Annotated in this window: 23 protein-coding genes and 1 tRNA gene; 7 read left to right on the top strand and 17 right to left on the bottom strand. The window is 53.5% G+C overall.

The genetic code is table 11. The annotated features are described in order from the left end of the window. Positions 1–50: 50 nt before the first annotated feature. From DG177_RS01515 to efp, 9 genes are all read right to left on the bottom strand, one after another. Positions 51–716 carry an NADH-quinone oxidoreductase subunit NuoE gene (locus DG177_RS01515; RefSeq protein ID WP_108809867.1) on the bottom strand — a complete coding sequence of 222 codons (666 nt, stop codon included), beginning with the start codon at positions 714–716 and terminating at the stop codon, positions 51–53. Then, a complete protein-coding gene (locus DG177_RS01510; RefSeq protein ID WP_108809866.1) occupies positions 709–960 on the bottom strand; it encodes a hypothetical protein in 252 nt (83 codons plus the stop codon). Before DG177_RS01510 ends, DG177_RS01515 begins: the two co-directional genes overlap by 8 nt. Next, positions 953–1,135, bottom strand: coding sequence for a hypothetical protein (locus DG177_RS01505; protein WP_108809865.1), 183 nt, complete (start codon positions 1,133–1,135; stop codon positions 953–955). Before DG177_RS01505 ends, DG177_RS01510 begins: the two co-directional genes overlap by 8 nt. Then, the gene (locus DG177_RS01500; RefSeq protein ID WP_108809864.1) at positions 1,132–2,364 is read right to left on the bottom strand and encodes an NADH-quinone oxidoreductase subunit D; all 1,233 of its coding nucleotides are present in this window, start codon (positions 2,362–2,364) and stop codon (positions 1,132–1,134) included. Before DG177_RS01500 ends, DG177_RS01505 begins: the two co-directional genes overlap by 4 nt. Continuing rightward, positions 2,364–3,014, bottom strand: coding sequence for an NADH-quinone oxidoreductase subunit C (locus DG177_RS01495; protein ID WP_108809863.1), 651 nt, complete (start codon positions 3,012–3,014; stop codon positions 2,364–2,366). Before DG177_RS01495 ends, DG177_RS01500 begins: the two co-directional genes overlap by 1 nt. A gap of 1 nt (position 3,015) precedes the next feature. After that, complete coding sequence (locus DG177_RS01490; protein ID WP_108812719.1) at positions 3,016–3,531, bottom strand: NuoB/complex I 20 kDa subunit family protein; 516 nt, start codon at positions 3,529–3,531, stop codon at positions 3,016–3,018. 41 nt (positions 3,532–3,572) lie between these two features. After that, positions 3,573–3,947: an NADH-quinone oxidoreductase subunit A gene (locus DG177_RS01485; protein WP_108809862.1), complete on the bottom strand. Its 375-nt coding sequence runs from the start codon at positions 3,945–3,947 to the stop codon at positions 3,573–3,575. Between the two features lie 105 nt (positions 3,948–4,052). Next, a complete protein-coding gene (locus DG177_RS01480) occupies positions 4,053–4,871 on the bottom strand; it encodes an inositol monophosphatase family protein (RefSeq protein ID WP_108809861.1) in 819 nt (272 codons plus the stop codon). Between the two features lie 123 nt (positions 4,872–4,994). Beyond that, the gene (efp, locus tag DG177_RS01475; protein WP_108809860.1) at positions 4,995–5,555 is read right to left on the bottom strand and encodes an elongation factor P; all 561 of its coding nucleotides are present in this window, start codon (positions 5,553–5,555) and stop codon (positions 4,995–4,997) included. An 81-nt stretch (positions 5,556–5,636) separates the two neighbouring features. Between efp and DG177_RS01470 the strand changes: the two genes are divergently transcribed. Beyond that, positions 5,637–5,912, top strand: coding sequence for a hypothetical protein (locus DG177_RS01470; protein ID WP_108809859.1), 276 nt, complete (start codon positions 5,637–5,639; stop codon positions 5,910–5,912). Positions 5,913–6,027: 115 nt separating this feature from the next. Next, positions 6,028–6,273 (top strand): hypothetical protein, encoded by a 246-nt coding sequence (locus DG177_RS01465; protein ID WP_108809858.1) that lies wholly within the window; start codon positions 6,028–6,030, stop codon positions 6,271–6,273. A gap of 5 nt (positions 6,274–6,278) precedes the next feature. On the opposite strand, the gene thiE is transcribed toward DG177_RS01465, so the two are convergent. Genes thiE through tkt form a run of 7 tightly spaced genes read right to left on the bottom strand, consistent with a single transcriptional unit; the run spans position 6,279 to position 13,254 of the window. Then, positions 6,279–6,908 carry a thiamine phosphate synthase gene (gene thiE / locus DG177_RS01460; RefSeq protein WP_108809857.1) on the bottom strand — a complete coding sequence of 210 codons (630 nt, stop codon included), beginning with the start codon at positions 6,906–6,908 and terminating at the stop codon, positions 6,279–6,281. 19 nt (positions 6,909–6,927) lie between these two features. Next, positions 6,928–7,602, bottom strand: a complete 675-nt coding sequence (locus DG177_RS01455) for a class I SAM-dependent methyltransferase (protein ID WP_108809856.1) — start codon at positions 7,600–7,602, stop codon at positions 6,928–6,930. A gap of 12 nt (positions 7,603–7,614) precedes the next feature. Next, on the bottom strand, positions 7,615–8,508 hold the full coding sequence (locus tag DG177_RS01450; protein ID WP_108809855.1) for a fructose bisphosphate aldolase: 894 nt from the start codon (positions 8,506–8,508) through the stop codon (positions 7,615–7,617). A 15-nt stretch (positions 8,509–8,523) separates the two neighbouring features. Then, positions 8,524–9,027: a GNAT family N-acetyltransferase gene (locus DG177_RS01445; protein WP_337658426.1), complete on the bottom strand. Its 504-nt coding sequence runs from the start codon at positions 9,025–9,027 to the stop codon at positions 8,524–8,526. After that, complete coding sequence (locus DG177_RS01440) at positions 9,024–10,214, bottom strand: phosphoglycerate kinase (RefSeq protein ID WP_108809854.1); 1,191 nt, start codon at positions 10,212–10,214, stop codon at positions 9,024–9,026. The genes DG177_RS01445 and DG177_RS01440 overlap by 4 nt, the downstream gene beginning before the upstream one ends. Positions 10,215–10,232: 18 nt before the next feature. Next, positions 10,233–11,237 (bottom strand): type I glyceraldehyde-3-phosphate dehydrogenase, encoded by a 1,005-nt coding sequence (gene gap / locus DG177_RS01435; protein ID WP_108809853.1) that lies wholly within the window; start codon positions 11,235–11,237, stop codon positions 10,233–10,235. Between the two features lie 37 nt (positions 11,238–11,274). After that, a complete protein-coding gene (gene tkt / locus DG177_RS01430) occupies positions 11,275–13,254 on the bottom strand; it encodes a transketolase (protein ID WP_108809852.1) in 1,980 nt (659 codons plus the stop codon). A 197-nt stretch (positions 13,255–13,451) separates the two neighbouring features. Here tkt and DG177_RS01425 point away from each other — a divergent pair, with 197 nt between their 5' ends. From DG177_RS01425 to DG177_RS01410, 4 genes are all read left to right on the top strand, one after another. Next, entirely contained in the window at positions 13,452–13,643 is a 192-nt protein-coding gene (locus tag DG177_RS01425; protein ID WP_108809851.1) for a hypothetical protein, read from the top strand. Between the two features lies 1 nt (position 13,644). Continuing rightward, complete coding sequence (locus DG177_RS01420) at positions 13,645–14,010, top strand: cell division protein ZapA (protein WP_108809850.1); 366 nt, start codon at positions 13,645–13,647, stop codon at positions 14,008–14,010. Between the two features lie 211 nt (positions 14,011–14,221). Then, on the top strand, positions 14,222–14,806 hold the full coding sequence (locus DG177_RS01415; protein ID WP_337658425.1) for a 5-formyltetrahydrofolate cyclo-ligase: 585 nt from the start codon (positions 14,222–14,224) through the stop codon (positions 14,804–14,806). Further along, positions 14,803–15,054, top strand: coding sequence for a DUF2842 domain-containing protein (locus DG177_RS01410; protein WP_108809848.1), 252 nt, complete (start codon positions 14,803–14,805; stop codon positions 15,052–15,054). Before DG177_RS01415 ends, DG177_RS01410 begins: the two co-directional genes overlap by 4 nt. Before the next feature lie 26 nt (positions 15,055–15,080). Here DG177_RS01410 and DG177_RS01405 read toward each other — a convergent pair. Further along, positions 15,081–15,157, bottom strand: a tRNA-Asp gene (locus tag DG177_RS01405). Between the two features lie 403 nt (positions 15,158–15,560). On the opposite strand from DG177_RS01405, the gene DG177_RS01400 reads away from it, so the two are divergent. Further along, positions 15,561–16,595, top strand: coding sequence for a hypothetical protein (locus DG177_RS01400; protein WP_337658424.1), 1,035 nt, complete (start codon positions 15,561–15,563; stop codon positions 16,593–16,595). Position 16,596 lies beyond the last annotated feature (1 nt).

The raw sequence follows: 16,596 nt of genomic DNA, 5'->3' as shown, positions 1-16,596 counted from the left end.
TCGCGACAACCGCCAGCGCAACCCATCCTGCATATCCGTCGAGCAGCATCTTACCACTCCTTCCGATAGTCATGATTGGCCTTCACCATCTCTTTCAACACAACCGGTCCGCCTTTGGGTTCGCTGGTCTTGCGTCCAATTTGCGAACCGACAGAAATCTCTTTGCCGTCAGCGAGATCTTCCAGAATACGCGTCATGATGTCGTAATCGAGATCTTCGTAATTATCGTCATTAATCTGGACCATCGGTGCGTTGGAGCAATTGCCCATGCACTCGACTTCGGTCAGCGTGAACAGGCCATCCGGTGTGGTCTTGCCCTTGGCCATGCCTTTATTCTTGCAGGCCGCCATAACGTCATCGCTTCCGCGCAGCATACACGGCGTTGTTCCGCAAACCTGCACGTGGAAACGACCAACCGGCGCAAGATTGTACATGGTGTAGAAGGTCGCAACTTCATAAGCCCGCATATAGGGCATGTCCAAATAGGCCGCGACATATTCAATCACTGGAACCGGCAACCAGCCCTGTGTCTCGGTATCCGCGCCGACTTGGCGCTGGGCGAGGTCCAGCAAGGCCATAACCGCCGATTTCTGGCGACCTTCCGGATATTTCGCAATCTGCCATTTGGCGAGTTTTTCAATTGCTGGTGTGAATTTGAAATCGCCCCATTTGGCGCGGACTTCAAGTTCATCAGGTATATTTGGAGCTTCAGCCATCTACATCACTTTTGTTTCGCGTATCAAAACGCGCTTCCCCGATTTCGTCCCAATGCTTTGAGAAATAGATATTCAACCAGAACCCTGCGGCGATTAGACCCACCGTCATGGTCAATAAGATGATGTTCCACAGCATATTTGCCGGCTGCCACAATTCCCACAGCAGCATGATCGCGACGATCACAAAGACCGTTGCCCCGCCACCGAGCCGCCATCTTTTCGATGTGTCAGGAGCATCAGCCATAGCGCAGTCTCCGTTCGAGAAACCGCCCGGCATAAAGCCCGACAACCGCAGCGAAGGCAGTCGACAGCGTTTCCTTGAGACTGACTTCCCCATGAAATGCCGCAAGATAGGCCGCCACAAGTGACGCAAAGCCAGCGAACGCCACAATAAAAATGATGATCTCGCGTCCGATCACCGGTCACATTCCCCGAATACAATATCCATCGCGCCCAATATGGCGGTGGCATCTGCGAGCATATGGCCTTTGGACATGAAATCCATCGCCTGTAAATGCGAGAAAGCGGTCGGGCGGATCTTGCAGCGATAAGGCTTGTTGCTGCCATCGCTGACGAGATAAACGCCAAATTCGCCTTTGGGACTTTCGGTGGCGACATAGACTTCGCCAGCGGGCACGTGGAAGCCTTCGGTGTAGAGCTTGAAGTGATGGATCAGCGCTTCCATCGACTGTTTCATCTCGCCGCGTTTGGGCGGGACGACTTTACGGTCAGTACTGGCAACTGGGCCGTCCGGCATTTCATTCAGGCATTGGCGCATGATCCGTACGGACTGGCGCACTTCTTCAACCCGGACCATGAAACGATCATAACAATCGCCGCGCGTACCGACGGGCACGTCAAATTCCATGCGGTCATAGACATCATAAGGCTGTGACTTGCGGAGGTCCCAGGCAATGCCGCTGCCGCGGATCATCGGGCCGGAAAAGCCCCAACGCACAGCATCTTCCTTGGAAACGGTTGCAATATCAACATTGCGCTGTTTGAAAATGCGGTTGTCGATGACAAGGCTCATTGCATCTTCGAAAAAGGATGGAAATTCGTCCAGCCAATCCGCCATGTCGGTGAGCAGTTTTAGTGGTACATCCTGATGCACGCCGCCGGGCCGGAACCAGGCACTGTGCATCCGTGCGCCGCTGGCGCGTTCAAAGAAGGCCAGACATTGCTCGCGAATCTCGAATACCCAAATGTTCGGCGTCATCGCGCCGACATCCATGACGTGGGCGCCAATGTTGAGCATGTGGTTGCATATCCGGGTCAGTTCCGCGAACAACACCCGCAGATATTGACCGCGCAAAGGCACTTCGAGGTCGAGCAGTTTTTCAATTGCCAGAACATAGCTATGCTCCATCGCAAGCGGCGAACAATAATCCAGCCGGTCAAAATAGGGCAAAGCCTGTAAATAGGTTTTATGTTCAATCAGCTTTTCGGTGCCGCGGTGGAGCAAGCCAACATGGGGATCAAGCCGTTCGACAATCTCTCCGTCCAGCTCCATCACCAACCGCAAAACGCCGTGTGCCGCAGGATGCTGAGGACCGAAGTTGATCGTGTAATTCTGGATCTCCAGATCACCAACCGTAGGATCGGCCGCGTCTGCAATTCCATCCATTTCGTCGAGATAATCAGCCATTATTTCTTGGCTCCCTTATCATCACCATCTTCCGACTTTTCATCGCTTTTTTCGTCACCGGGCAGGATATAGTCCGCGCCTTCCCAGGGGGACATGAAGTCGAAGCTGCGGAAATCCTGCGCCAGTTTAACCGGTTCGTAGACCACGCGCTTGGCTTCCTCGGAATAGCGCATTTCAACATAGCCCGTGAGCGGGAAATCCTTGCGGAACGGATGGCCCTGAAAACCATAGTCGGTCAGGATGCGCCGGAGATCCGCATTGCCGTCGAACAATACACCGTAAAGATCGAAAACCTCGCGTTCAAGCCAGCCCGCCACTTCCCAAATATGGGTCACGGTGGGCACTGGCATGTCTTCGTCGGTTGTCACCTTTACACGAATGCGATGATTTTTGGTCAGGCTGAGCAGGTGATAGCAGACCTCGAACCGCTCGGACCGATCCGGATAGTCAACACCGGCAATCTCAACCAGTTGCTGATATTCATGCTCGCTCCGCAACTTTTCCATCACAGCGGGCAATTTCTTGCGATCAACGGTGAAGCTGATCTCATCATTGGCCTCGACCGTATCGAGGACAGCCGCGCCCAAGGATTTGGCAAGAGTGGCAGCAACGCCTTCGTTGCTGGACATGGTTGGAGCCCCGTTTGCCATATTAACGCTCTAACGTCCCGATGCGGCGGATCTTCCGCTGCAACTGCATCACACCGTAAAGCAGGGCTTCGGCCGTGGGCGGACATCCCGGCACATAGATATCAACCGGAACGATCCGGTCACAGCCGCGCACAACCGAATAACTGTAATGATAATAGCCGCCGCCATTGGCACAGCTGCCCATGGAAATGACATATTTCGGTTCTGACATCTGATCGTAAACCTTGCGCAGAGCGGGTGCCATCTTGTTGCACAGCGTACCGGCGACAATCATCACATCCGACTGGCGCGGACTGGCGCGCGGTGCAGCGCCGAAACGCTCCATATCATAGCGTGGCATGTTGACGTGGATCATCTCCACCGCACAACAAGCCAGACCGAAAGTCATCCACCAGAGCGAGCCCGTACGCGCCCACTGGAACAGGTCTTCGGTCGACGTGACAAGAAAGCCCTTGTCATTCACCTCTGAATTCAGGTCTTTAAAAAACGCCTCATCTGGCTGCGTATTTGGGGCCATTGGCGTACCATCAGCATTCAGAATAACGTTGCTGCCAGTTTCTACTCCCAATCGAGCGCTCCCATTTTCCATTCGTAGATAAATCCGACCGTCAGGATGAAGAGAAAGACCATCATCGACGACCATCCGATCCAGCCGATCTGACCGAGCGATACAGCCCAGGGAAACAGGAATGCTGCCTCCAGGTCAAAAATAATGAACAGGATGGCGACCAGATAAAAGCGCACATCAAACTGACTGCGCGAATCTTCAAAAGCAGGAAAACCACATTCATATTCGGACAATTTTTCAGGGTCCGGACTGTGCGTTCCCGTCAATCGCGATACGCCCATGGGCAGAAAGACAAACAGGGCAGAGAGGCCAAGAGCCACTGCCAGAAAAAGCAGTATTGGCGCGTATTCGGAAAGATCGACCACAAAAGACTCGTTTCGCTAAATTTCAGGGCCGCTTTTAGGGACAGGCTCGCCAAGCTGCAAGGGCCAAATGGCTCGAATTGGTCCTATCTATCGCTGTTTACAACGCTATAGCAGTGACCTCGCCAGAATTTTGTGCAACTTGCTGTGCAATGCCTCGTTCGCGGCCAATATTTCGCGCTGTCCGATCGGCTGATCGCCGCCGGTATAATCGCTGACGAAACCGCCGGCTTCACGGACCATCAATATCCCCGCCGCAACGTCCCAAACCTGAAGATCTGCTTCCCAGAAACCGTCATAGCGACCAGCCGCGAGCCAAGCGAGGTCGAGCGATGCCGCCCCGTTCCGACGAATACCTGCCACTTGCGGCGCAATCGAACCGAATATCCGTGACCACTCTGCCAAATCGCCATGGCCTTTGAACGGGATACCGGTAGCGATCACGGCTTCGGACAAATCCCGACGCGCAGATACCCGCAGTCTTTTGTCACCAAGATAAGCGCCCTTGTCCATCTCCGCCCACCATGTCTGGTCAGAAACCGGCTCGTAAATCAAACCGCTGGTAATCTTGCCCCAGCCTTGACCGTCATAGGCTCGTTCTTGCACAGCAATGGATATCGCAAAATGTGGAATGCCGTGGAGAAAATTGGTAGTTCCGTCCAACGGGTCGACAATCCAGCGCGGCTTGCCTTCCTCGCCCTCGATCATACCGCCTTCTTCCAGCACGAAGCCCCAACCCGGACGAACTTTCATCAGTTCATCATAAAGGGTCCGTTCTGAGCGCATGTCCGCCTTGGACACAAAATCTGCCGGTCCCTTTTTCGACACCTGAAGATGTTCAACCTCGCCAAAGTCCCGGCGCAGACGGGACCCCGCCTTGCGAGCGGCGCGTTCCATAACGGTAATAAGGGCGGAATGTGCTGGCATTTAAATTTCCAAGTTCAACAGGTTTAGGTCCAGAACCATCAGCCCTGAGCCTGTCACAGGACGGCATTCGTCCAGTAAATGTGGTTCGACAAGCTAACCACTAACGGCATCAATCTATACTAACTACGCCTTACCGACGTATTCGCGGGCATAGACATCGACAATGATCCGCGTACCGGCAGAGATAAAGGGCGGCACCATGACGCGCACACCGTTATCGAGAACCGCTGGCTTGTAGCTAGACGAAGCTGTCTGGCCCTTAACAACGGCGTCGGCTTCAACAATTTCTGCTTCAATCTGATCAGGCAGCTGCACTGAAATCGGTTTCTCTTCGTATAGCTCAAGCATCACATCCATGCCGTCCTGCAAAAACTCGGCTGCGTCACCCAGCAAGTCGCTCGGCAATGTGATCTGCTCGTAATTTTCCTTATCCATGAAGGTCAGCATATCGCCATCGGCAAACAGATATTGAAACTCCTTGGTATCGAGACGGACTTTCTCAACCGTATCAGCGCTGCGGAACCGCACATTTGTTTTGCGACCATCAACCAGATTCTTCATCTCCACCTGCATATAGGCGCCGCCTTTGCCAGGCTGGGTATGCTGAATCTTCGCCACCTTCCAGAGGCCGTTTTCATAATCCAATATGTTGCCGGGACGGATATCTACGCCGCTGATTTTCATGAAACATCTCGCTTTCGGAAATCTTGTGTTGCGGCCCTCTATAGCGATGGGCGCAGATAGGCAAGCACAGCGCTGGCCGATATGGCGATTTCATACAATACATTTCCCTATGCGCAATTTACCCCAAATTTAATGGAAGATATCCCGGATCTGGTGTCGCCTGAAGAAAACACTGCGCCTGCTGCTGGCCTTTTCAGCGGGAAGATTACTCCTGCGCCAGTGCCAGAAGCCACTCATTCAGTGGGTTTTTTGAGTGATATAGAACGATGTATGCCGCATTTCGGCATACCGTCAGAGGAGAGTTTCGTCCGTAATTTTTTGAAGGGGCGCAAGGGTCTTTTCCTCGTGGACGGTTAAACCCCATCGCTGAATCGGACGGGTCTGGATGTCCGAAGCGCGTAAAGAGTATCAATATTCGGCTGTTGTCTTTTTCATACAATATTTTGCACTGACATCAGTGTAACTAACAGACATGAGCGAAACAGATATTCTTGAACCGAAAAAAGAACCAAGCCTGCCGGAAAGCTTTCAAAGTGAAGTGACCGCAGCGGGGTTGTTCGGATATTCTATCGCCGAAGGGAAAATTCGATCTATCATCCCCCTACCCGGCTATGTCAGGGAATTGGAACAATTGCCAAACTTCGCGGCCCCTTCCATTGACCGGTTTATGGCTCAATATGTCCGTTCGACCATCGGGGTGACCAAAAGCTCGTCCTGAAGCCGTCAATCGACCGATAAAATCTCCGTGAATCGCGATACCGCATGGGCAGGACCCTTTGGATCCTTCCATACCGATCCGCTAACCGCCAGAAAATCGGCACCGGCTTCCACCAACGGTTTGCAATTATCTGGCGTGATGCCACCAATCGCAACGCAGGGAATTTCCATGACCGCCGACCACCATTGCAGCAGGTCCGCATCGGGTCGGTAATGCGTTTCCTTCGTCTGCGTTGGGAAAAAGGCACCGAAAGCCACATAATTCGCACCGCCCTCGCCGGCTTCCATGGCCAGATGGCGGCTGTCATGGCAGGTGATACCAATCTGCGCCTGATCCCCCAATTCCGCACGTGCGTCCTTTAGGTCATCATCGCCCTGCCCCAGATGTACACCGTCAGTCGACAGGCGTTTGGCAAGCGCGACATTGTCGTTCACGATAAAGGCGACATCATGCGCATCGCAGATCGCTTTTAGAGGCTCGGCCAATTTCGCGGCCTCATCTGGATCAATATCCTTTACGCGAAATTGGAAGGCGGCCACGGGGCCGGCATCCAGGGCAGATTGCAATTGCCCAGGAAAATCACCGCCTACATCAAGCGGCGAAATCAGATAGAGTTGGCAAGAAGGTATCGTCATTATCGCGGCCTCTTAAACGTCATGCACGCACGACGGCAAGAAGGAACCCATCCCAATTCTTGCTGCCCACGGTCTGTATAGCGGTTGCATCAACCTTGGAATGATTTTGCAAGGCCTCATAAAGCGCCCGTGTTCCAGGTACTTTAGGGTCATCGCTGTCCGGATCGATCACGCCCCCATCTCGCACGACATTGTCGAACACGAGCATAGCGCCTGACCGAGACAAGCGGATAGCATGGTCGAGATAAGCCGCATAATTCTCCTTGTCGGCATCGATGAAAACAAAGTCGAACAGCGGAGCCTGACTTTCTTTCATTGCAGATAGCGAGCTTACGGCTTCTCCGACGATGATATCGACTTTGCCGCTCTGCCCAGCTCTTTCCAGATTGGAACGCGCTATCGCCGCATATTGCGGTTCCAGTTCCAACGAGACAAGACGGCCATCGTCTGAAAGCGCACGCGCCAACCAAATGGCCGAATAGCCACCCAGCGTCCCTATTTCCAATATATGCCGTGCACCGATACTGCGTGCCAGCAGCTCGAGCATGCGTCCTTGCGCAGGTGAGACATCAATTGCCGGAAGACCGGCTTTGTCATTGGCGGCCAAACAAGCATCCAGCGCCGGGTCCTCACCGATCAGATGTCGGACGATATAATCATCCACATCTGACCAATTGGGATCGGACTTCGCCAAACGCCTTGTTCCTTATGCCTTAACCGTGGACGCCTTGTGAATCTGGTCAATGGCACCACCAAGCGAAGCATCAAATTCTGCATCGGTCATTGGGTGCCGCAGATCCTGCAATAGCGCACGTGAGAAACTGGCAATCATACCGCGGTTCTTGGCGAGTTCGCTGCAAGCCTCATCGCGGGAGAAGCCTCCTGAAAGAGCCACAACACGGGCGACACGAGGATGATCCACCAATGGTGCATAGAGATTCGCTTCCGTCGGGATCGACAATTTCAGCATGACTTTGCGATCTGCTGGCAGCGCATCGAGCTGCTTTGTGATCTCCGTGAGCAAAATGGCGTCGCACTCTGCCCGCTCGGCGCTCTTGATGTTCACTTCTGGTTCGATCATCGGCATCAGGCCATGATCCAGAATTTGACCGGCAACGTCAAACTGCTGCTTTACAATCGCCGCAATGCCGGTGGGAGATGCCAGATTGATAACCGAGCGCATTTTGGTGCCGAAAACGCCTTTTGCCTTGGCGCGCTCCAACAACGCGCCGAGTTCCGGCATCGGCTTCATCATCTGCACACCGTCAGCTTCGTCTTCCAGCCCCTTATCCACTTTCAGGAAGGGCACAACACCCCGTTCCCAAAGCAAGGTCGGCACAGGCTTTCCGTTTGCATCACCATCCATCGTTTTTTCGAACAGGATCGCGCCGATGACCTTTCCGCTGCCAAAGCTCGGTGCGGTCACGATGCGGCTGCGCATGCCGTGGATCAGGGCGAACATCTCGTCATCATTCGAATAGGCATCCTCTTCGACACCATAGCCCCGGAGTGCCTTTGGCGTAGAACCACCGCTTTGGTCCAAGGCGGCAATGAAGCCTGCGCCATTTTCGATTTTGTCCATCATCTTCGGATCATGCATGAAATTCGTCCTCGTTTAGTTAGATTGCTCGGCAAGAATATCGATATCCCGCCATATGATACGTTCATTGGGGACCGTGGCCCCATAAAGATCTTTATCTTCAACCCCGTCAGCTATGCCGCCAAGCCGGGTATACAGGTTTCTCGCGCGATCATTTCCGACGACAACATGCAGCCAGATTGATTTTCGACCATTTTCCTTGGCCGTACGAGCGGCTGCAGCAAGCAATTTGCGGCCAATGCCCTTGGACCGACAGTCACTGCGCACGTGGAGATTATCGAGATAGACCATCTCGTCATCCCAAGCCGCAACAAAGCCCTGGATCTGATCATCTTCGGCTACCAGCACAATGTCGTGCGCGCCAATCTCCGCATTTCTCCAGCGTTCGGCCATCAATTCAGGCAGCTGCTTATCCAGCAGGTCAGCAGACAGATAGTCGCGATAATTTTCCTGCCAGCTGCGCGCATGGATTTCGGCGATTATCGGCCTGTCCTTGTCTTCTGCAGACCGAATATTCATCGCTGAAGAGCCTTTACACCCGGCAGTTCCTTGCCTTCCATCCATTCGAGAAAAGCGCCGCCAGCGGTGGATATAAAGCTGAAATCTTCCGCGACACCGGCATGATTGAGCGCGGCAACCGTATCACCGCCGCCTGCTACCGATAGCAAAGAGCCTTCTTTAGTCAGTGCCGCCGCCGTTCTGGCCAAAGCAACCGTTGCCATATCAAAGGGCGGTGTCTCGAACGCCCCCATCGGACCGTTCCAGACCAGGGTTTTGCAGGTTTTCAGGACATCGGACAGGGCTTCAACCGCCGCGGGACCAACATCGAGGATCATTTCATCTTCCGCAACCTCGTGCACATTGACGGTGCGGGTTGGCGGATTGGGTGCAAATTCCTTCGCAACCACGACATCATAGGGCAGATGCACGGTACAATCGGCTTTATCCGCCGCCTCCAGGATCGCATTGGCTGTATCGGTCAGATCATGCTCACATAAAGATTTGCCAACATCGACGCCGCGCGCCGCCAGGAAGGTGTTGGCCATGCCGCCGCCGATGATCAGATGATCCACCTTCTCTACCATCTGCCGCAACACGTCGAGTTTACTGGAAACTTTCGCGCCACCTACCACGGCGACCACAGGATGCTCTGGATCACCGAGCGCCTTGTTCAGGGCGCTGAGCTCCCGCTCCATGGAACGCCCTGCATAAGCGGGCAAATGTTCCGCCAAGCCTGCTGTCGTCACGTGCGCCCGATGGGCAGCGGAGAACGCGTCATTGACATAGAATTCGCCAAAGGATGCAATCGCCTTGGCCATGCCCGGATCGTTTTTCTCTTCACCCGGCGCGAAACGGCTATTTTCGACCACCACAATGCTGCCATTTGGCAGTGCATCGATCGTATCCCGGTCGGGCATCTGCATGAAGCCGACATCGCGGCCCAAAACCTTGGCCAGAGGTGCGACTACAGGTTCCAGCGAATATTTCATGTCCGCCTGACCCTTCGGTCGTCCGAAATGAGCCAGCAACAATATTTTGGCACCGCGATCCGCCAATTCCGTGACTGTCGGGACAACTGCCTTCAGCCGCGTATCATCGGTAACCTTGCCATCTGCCATCGGGACATTCAGGTCCACCCGGACAAGCCCGGGCTTTCCTGTCACATCACCAAGATCATCCAGCGTTTTAAAATTGTTGTCAGCCATTGCTCAAAACCTCTCTGTTTAGAGCAAACCCGCCATGACGCCGGCAGTGTCGATCATCCGGTTGGAGAAACCCCATTCATTGTCATACCAGCTGACCACGCGGACCAGTTTGCCGTCCATGACCGTGGTTTCCAGACTGTCCACCGACGAACTCGCTGGCTGATGATTGAAATCGCTGGAAACAAGCGGCTTGTCTTCAAACACCAGAACGCCGTTCATAGGTCCGTCTGCCGCGGCTTTCAGCGCACCGTTAATCTCCTCGACGCTGGTGTCGCGATTAGGCGTGAAGACCAGATCTACCAGGCTCACATTCGGTGTCGGCACGCGAACCGAAGAACCGTCCAGCTTGCCATTTAGCTCTGGCAGTACCAAGCCGACAGCCCGGGCAGCGCCTGTGGTGGTCGGGATCATGTTGACCGCACCAGCGCGGGCACGACGCATATCGCTGTGCATCTGATCCAGCATACGCTGGTCATTGGTGTAGCTGTGAATCGTGGTCATGAAACCGCGTTCGATACCAACCGCGTCGTTGAGCACCTTAGCAACGGGTGCGAGGCAGTTTGTCGTACAAGATGCATTAGAAACAATGACATCCGCTGACGTCAATACGTCATGGTTGACCCCATAGACGACTGTTTTCAAGTCACCCTTTGCCGGTGCAGAGATCAAAACGCGTTTCGCGCCTGCATCAATATGAGGCTGCGCCGCTTCAACCGATTGGAAGAAGCCAGTGCATTCCAAAACGATATCAATGCCCATTTCACCATGGGGCAAATCGCCGGGGTTACGTTCTGATGTTACAGCGATTTTCTTGCCATTGACCGAGATACTGTCGCCATCGGCAGTAACTTCGCCCGGAAAACGGCCATGGACGCTGTCATAACCGAAAAGCAGCGCATTTGCCTCAGCATCAGCAAGGTCGTTAATAGCAACCAGCTCCAGCCCGCAATCTGGACGCTCAAGAATCGCCCGAGCCACCAAACGGCCGATACGGCCAAATCCGTTAATTGCTACTTTTGTCATAAATGTTGCTCCTTTGAATTCGATTTTCTAGCTGTTTTCAGCCCAGTTTTGTCATTATTTGCGGTGTAATCGCGTCTGCGGTGAGACCAAAATGTTCGAACAGATCGTTAATCGGTGCCGAGGCTCCGAAACTATCTATGCCGAAGCACAGGCCATTCAACCCGGTATACCGCTCCCAGCCAAATGTTGTACCGGCTTCAATGGAAACCCTCAAAACGTCATCACCGCCAAGCAGCTCAGTCTTGTAACCATCGGACTGTGCGTCGAACAATTCAGTACAAGGCATGGATACCACCTCGGCACCGACCCCATTTGCTTCCAATTGGGTTGCCACATCCATTGCCAGGGACACTTCAGAACCCGTGGCAACCAGGACAACGCGTTTTGCGTTTTCGGCGGACTTAATAGAATAACCGCCTTTTTCACAATGATTTACGCTGACGTCATGGCGTAACGGCGGCAGGCCCTGACGGGTCAAAGCCAATGTCGAAGGCCCTTCTGACCGCTTGATCGCCAAAGCCCAGCATTCTGCCGTCTCAATCGCATCAGCAGGGCGGAAGACTTGCATGTTCGGCATGGCCCGCAGGCTCTGCAAATGCTCAATCGGCTGGTGGGTTGGCCCATCTTCGCCCAAACCGATGCTGTCATGGGTCATGACATAGATCGCGCGGGTGTTCTGAATGGCGGAAAGCCGCATCGCACCGCGACAATAGTCGGTAAAGACCAGAAATGTGCCGCCATAGGGTATGATACCGCCATGCAACGCCATGCCGTTCATCGCTGCGGCCATGCCAAATTCACGGATGCCGTAATAGATATACCGCCCAGAATAATCATCTTTTGTCAAAGGCTTAGTGGACGATGTTTTGGTATTGTTTGAACCTGTGAGATCGGCGCTACCACCAACCATCTCCGGCAAAGCCGCCGTAATGGCGCCCAGCGCCATTTCAGAAGCCTTTCGGGTTGCAACTTTGGGTGGATCCTGCGCCAGACCATCAAGATAGTCCTGCATAGCGCTGTCATCCGGCAAGGCGCCTGCCATACGGCGTTCAAATTCCGCTTTATCGCCATGGCCAGAAAGCCGGGCATTCCAGGCCGCATGCGCTGCTGCACCCTTTTGACCCAATGCCGACCATGCTGCCCGCACATCATCTGGAACGACGAAAGGTTCGTGATCCCATCCCAGCGCTGCACGGGTTCCGGTGATTTCCTCTTTACCAAGCGGTGCGCCATGGGTTGCGGAAGTGCCCTGCTTTGTAGGCGCTCCATAACCAATCACGGTTTTGCAGGCGATGAGCGAAGGCCGCGGATCCGCTTCCGCTTCTTTCAGCGCTTTGCGGATATCGTCAAAATCATGACCGTCACAGGACACGACATGCCAACCAGAAGCCCGGTAACGCGCCGGAATATCCTCGCTGGTGGACAATTCCGTACCGCCATCAATGGTGATACCATTATCGTCCCACAAGACGTTCAGGCGGCCCAGGCCGAGATGACCAGCTAAACCGACGGCTTCATGGTTGATGGCCTCCATAAGGCAGCCATCACCGGCAATAACCCAGGTTTTATGATCCACCAGGTCATCGTCAAAATGCGCATTCAAGTGCCGCTCGGCAATTGCCATACCGACCGCCATGGCAAATCCCTGCCCCAACGGTCCGGTTGTCGCTTCCACGCCTGCCAGTTTGAAATTCTCAGGATGGCCAGCACAAGGCGATGATAATTGCCTGAAATCCTTGATATCCTGAAGCGTTGGCCGCTCATAACCGGTCAGGTGGAGTAAGGAATATATCAACATAGACCCATGGCCGGCAGACAGGACAAACCGGTCACGATCCGCCCATTTTGGCGCTTTCGGGTCAAATTTCAGAAAATCGCTGAACAACACGGTCGCGACATCCGCCATACCCATGGGCATCCCCGGATGCCCACTATTAGCGGCTTGGACCGCATCCATGGATAGCGCACGAATGGCATTTGCCATGGTTTTTTCAGTTATATTATCGGAAACGGTCATAATATATTCGGATCCCCCAGCAGTGATCAATTTATGACAACGGTGGACTTCGGAAATCTACCGATTCGCCAATTTGACACACCCTTTGCTGGCCTGCGCTCATATCGTCAAGGCTGCGCTTCACCGATCTGTTGTTTACGCAGCGGCTATTGATTGTTACCAATGAAACACAAGAACTTATATGTCGGAACCAAGTCATGGAAAACGAACGAGTGATCCTAGCGATCGGCCGAATAGAACGAGCGCTCAGCCGCATAGAAACGGCCAAAGAAACCGCGACTAACCATCAGCCTGATGCAGCGCTGGAAAAGCGCCACGCGGCCCTGAAAGAAGAAATGAAACAAGCTATTCATACGATTGACGGGCTGATCGCCCGACAGGAGCGCTAATATGGCACAGGTAAAGCTGGAAATTGGCGGACGATCGTTCATGGTCACCTGTCAGGATGGTGAGGAAGAACATCTTGGCAAATTGGGTGCCATGGTTGACGCAAAAGCAGGCGAAGCCGGCGATCCTGCCGGATTGACGGAAAGCCGAATGTTGCTGTTTACATCGCTTTTGCTCGCCGATGAGCTGCATGGCACCAAAGCTGTGCGGGGCAATAGCCCGGCACCGCAGGCCGCCATTCCACCAGCCACTAAACCGCAAAAAACCAACGATGCCGAGGATGAACGGATATTGCTAGCGCTTGAAAAACTGGCCGATCGCGCAGAAGCCTTTGCAAACAGCCTTGAGCAAACCGGTAATAATCCCTAGATATCTTTCGACGGGTACTGCCTGGCACGAGCCAGAAGCGAACATCCCTGAGGCGATATAACATCCAAGGGAGCTGTCCCTGCTCGGATTGCGGACTTTTCGGAAGTCGGGTTCGAAGCATATGGCGCCCACCTGACGTAATTGGCGTCAGAGGATTTTCCGGCAAACGACCCTGGCGGTCCCGTCACCTTTCTCCAAGAAAGACCAATCTTTGAATAACTTATCAGATAATAAGAAGAAATTACGTGAAGAGTATCGACGGCGGCGTGATGCCTTTTACAGTCAATTGGATACAGCAACAAAGGGCCTGGCTTTCCGCCGTCCGCCCTCTCCTTTAGCCAAGCTGATAGAGCAGAGCGACGTCGTCGCACTTTATAGCGCCATGGGGTCAGAAGCACCGACCGCAAGACTCGCCGAATATTGTACCGAAATCGGAAAAACATTGGCTTTTCCCGCAGTTATTGGCGATTCTCCATTGGAATTCCGCCAGGTCGATAATATCGAATTGCTGGAAACCGGATATCAGAATATCTCCGAGCCTGCAGCCGATTGTCCAGTCGTAACGCCTGATCTCATCATCACACCGATGATTGCCTTTGACCGATCCATGGGACGACTCGGACAAGGCAAGGGGCATTATGACAGAAGCTTTGCGGTGCACCCCAATGCAACCCGAATTGGGCTCGCATGGTCTGTCCAGGAAGCGGAGAATATCCCCATGCAGTCCCATGACGTCACTTTAGATATGATTGTCACAGAATCTGAAATAATTCAAAGAGTTGGCATGACGTCATGACGGTAGAACCAGACAAAAATACACCCCATAATCCACCGGACGCCCCCAATTGGCGCGCACCGGTTGGGGTAATCTTGATGCTGGTCTTCATATTGATCTGGAGCGGTATTATCGTCAACCTGATCGACTGGATCAGCGATTTGAATTTCTGGTTGCAGTTGCCGATCTACGTGACCGCGGGGATTATCTGGATATACCCGATCAAACCCTTGCTGCTTTGGATAAATACCGGGAAATTCCGTTCCTGAACCGCCAATTGCCTCGATTGAGGCAATGGCGCGAGTGACGAGACTTGAACTCGCGACCTCCGGCGTGACAGGCCGGCGCTCTAACCAACTGAGCTACACCCGCTTATGCACCGGCATGTTCGCCGGGATATGCAGTGGAGAAGCGCAAGTATAAGAGCTCTGCCTGACTGTCAACAACACTCTTGCAAAGATTCAAAGAAAATTTGCCTGACGTTGATTTGCTTGGAAAATTGTCGCGAATAGATTGACTGTTTTGACGTCGATTTGACGAGTGCGGCCAGTTCGCCCGTTACGCCCGCCGCACGAAAATTTGCGGGTGCCCATTTTACACCATTGTACCCATGTTACTACTTGTTACAGTTAACAGAGCGTTAAGCAAAACCCGAAAAATGCGTCTTAACAACTTCATAAACCGCTGATTTCAGGGATATTTTCTGATAGTGCCGTCAACCAGTTTCTGACGTCATCTTTACGAAATATTTGCCTTTCTCGTGCATATCTAACCCATGAATTATGCACCAAAAGCAAATTTGACCGGCCCTAAACGGTCTTCTGGACTACTCGCCATGCGTGCCGCCATGACTTTGGTTGCGGCCTGCTCTGCGATGGCATTCGGTGCGTCAACAGCTCAGGCTGCTGGCACAATTGCCGGAACCGATATTCTCAATACTGCGCAGGCAACTTATGATGGCCCTAGCGGACCGGTGGTTATTGACTCCAACACCGTAACAATCACCGTTGATGAGCTGCTTGATGTAACGGTTGCTTCCGGTGATCCCGGCGATATTGCATCTGATAGCGGTGCGGCACAGCAGGTGACATCTTATCAGGTCACCAATACCGGCAATGGCAACGAAGCATTCGCATTGACTGCAGATACCGCCAAAGGTGGCGATGACTTCGACACCAGCAATGCGGTTATCTACATAGATACGAACGATAACGGTGTTTTTGATGTCGGCGTCGACACATTATACTCCCCCGGCTCTAATGATCCCGTTCTGGCGCCGGATGCCAGCGTCAATATCTTCATTCTTTCCGACATTCCCGTCACGGCCACTGATGGCCAGCGCGCGGAAGTCGAGCTGTCCGCTGCAGCAATTACCGGCAGCGGCACTCCTGGCACCAGCTTCGCCGGACAAGGAGATGGTGGCGGAGACGCCGTTGTTGGCTCCACAGGTGCGGATGGGGAAGCCAGCAGTTTCTTTCTGATACAGGCCGCGCAGGTTGCCGTGGTTAAAAGTGCCACGGTCGTCGATCAGTTTGGCGGGAACCAGCCTGTTCCGGGTGCGACCATTACCTATCAATTGGTAGCGACCATTACCGGCTCAGGCAGTCTGACCAACCTGAATATCACTGACGATATCCCGGCAGACACCACTTACACGGCAGAAACCATCACATTGGAAGGCGCAGGCCTGACCGATAGCGATGCCGACCTTGATGCCGGCTCTTTTGACGGCAGCGCAATTGCGGTTGCTCTCGGCACGGTCTCGGGAGGCCAGACCCGAACCATCACCTTTCAAGTAACGATAGATTGAG

This window comes from Sphingorhabdus sp. Alg231-15 (genome assembly GCF_900149705.1).
Taxonomy (GTDB): Bacteria; Pseudomonadota; Alphaproteobacteria; order Sphingomonadales; family Sphingomonadaceae; genus Parasphingorhabdus.
The sequence above is the reverse complement of the archived record's forward strand: the minus strand, read 5'-3'. Positions and strand labels throughout refer to the sequence as shown.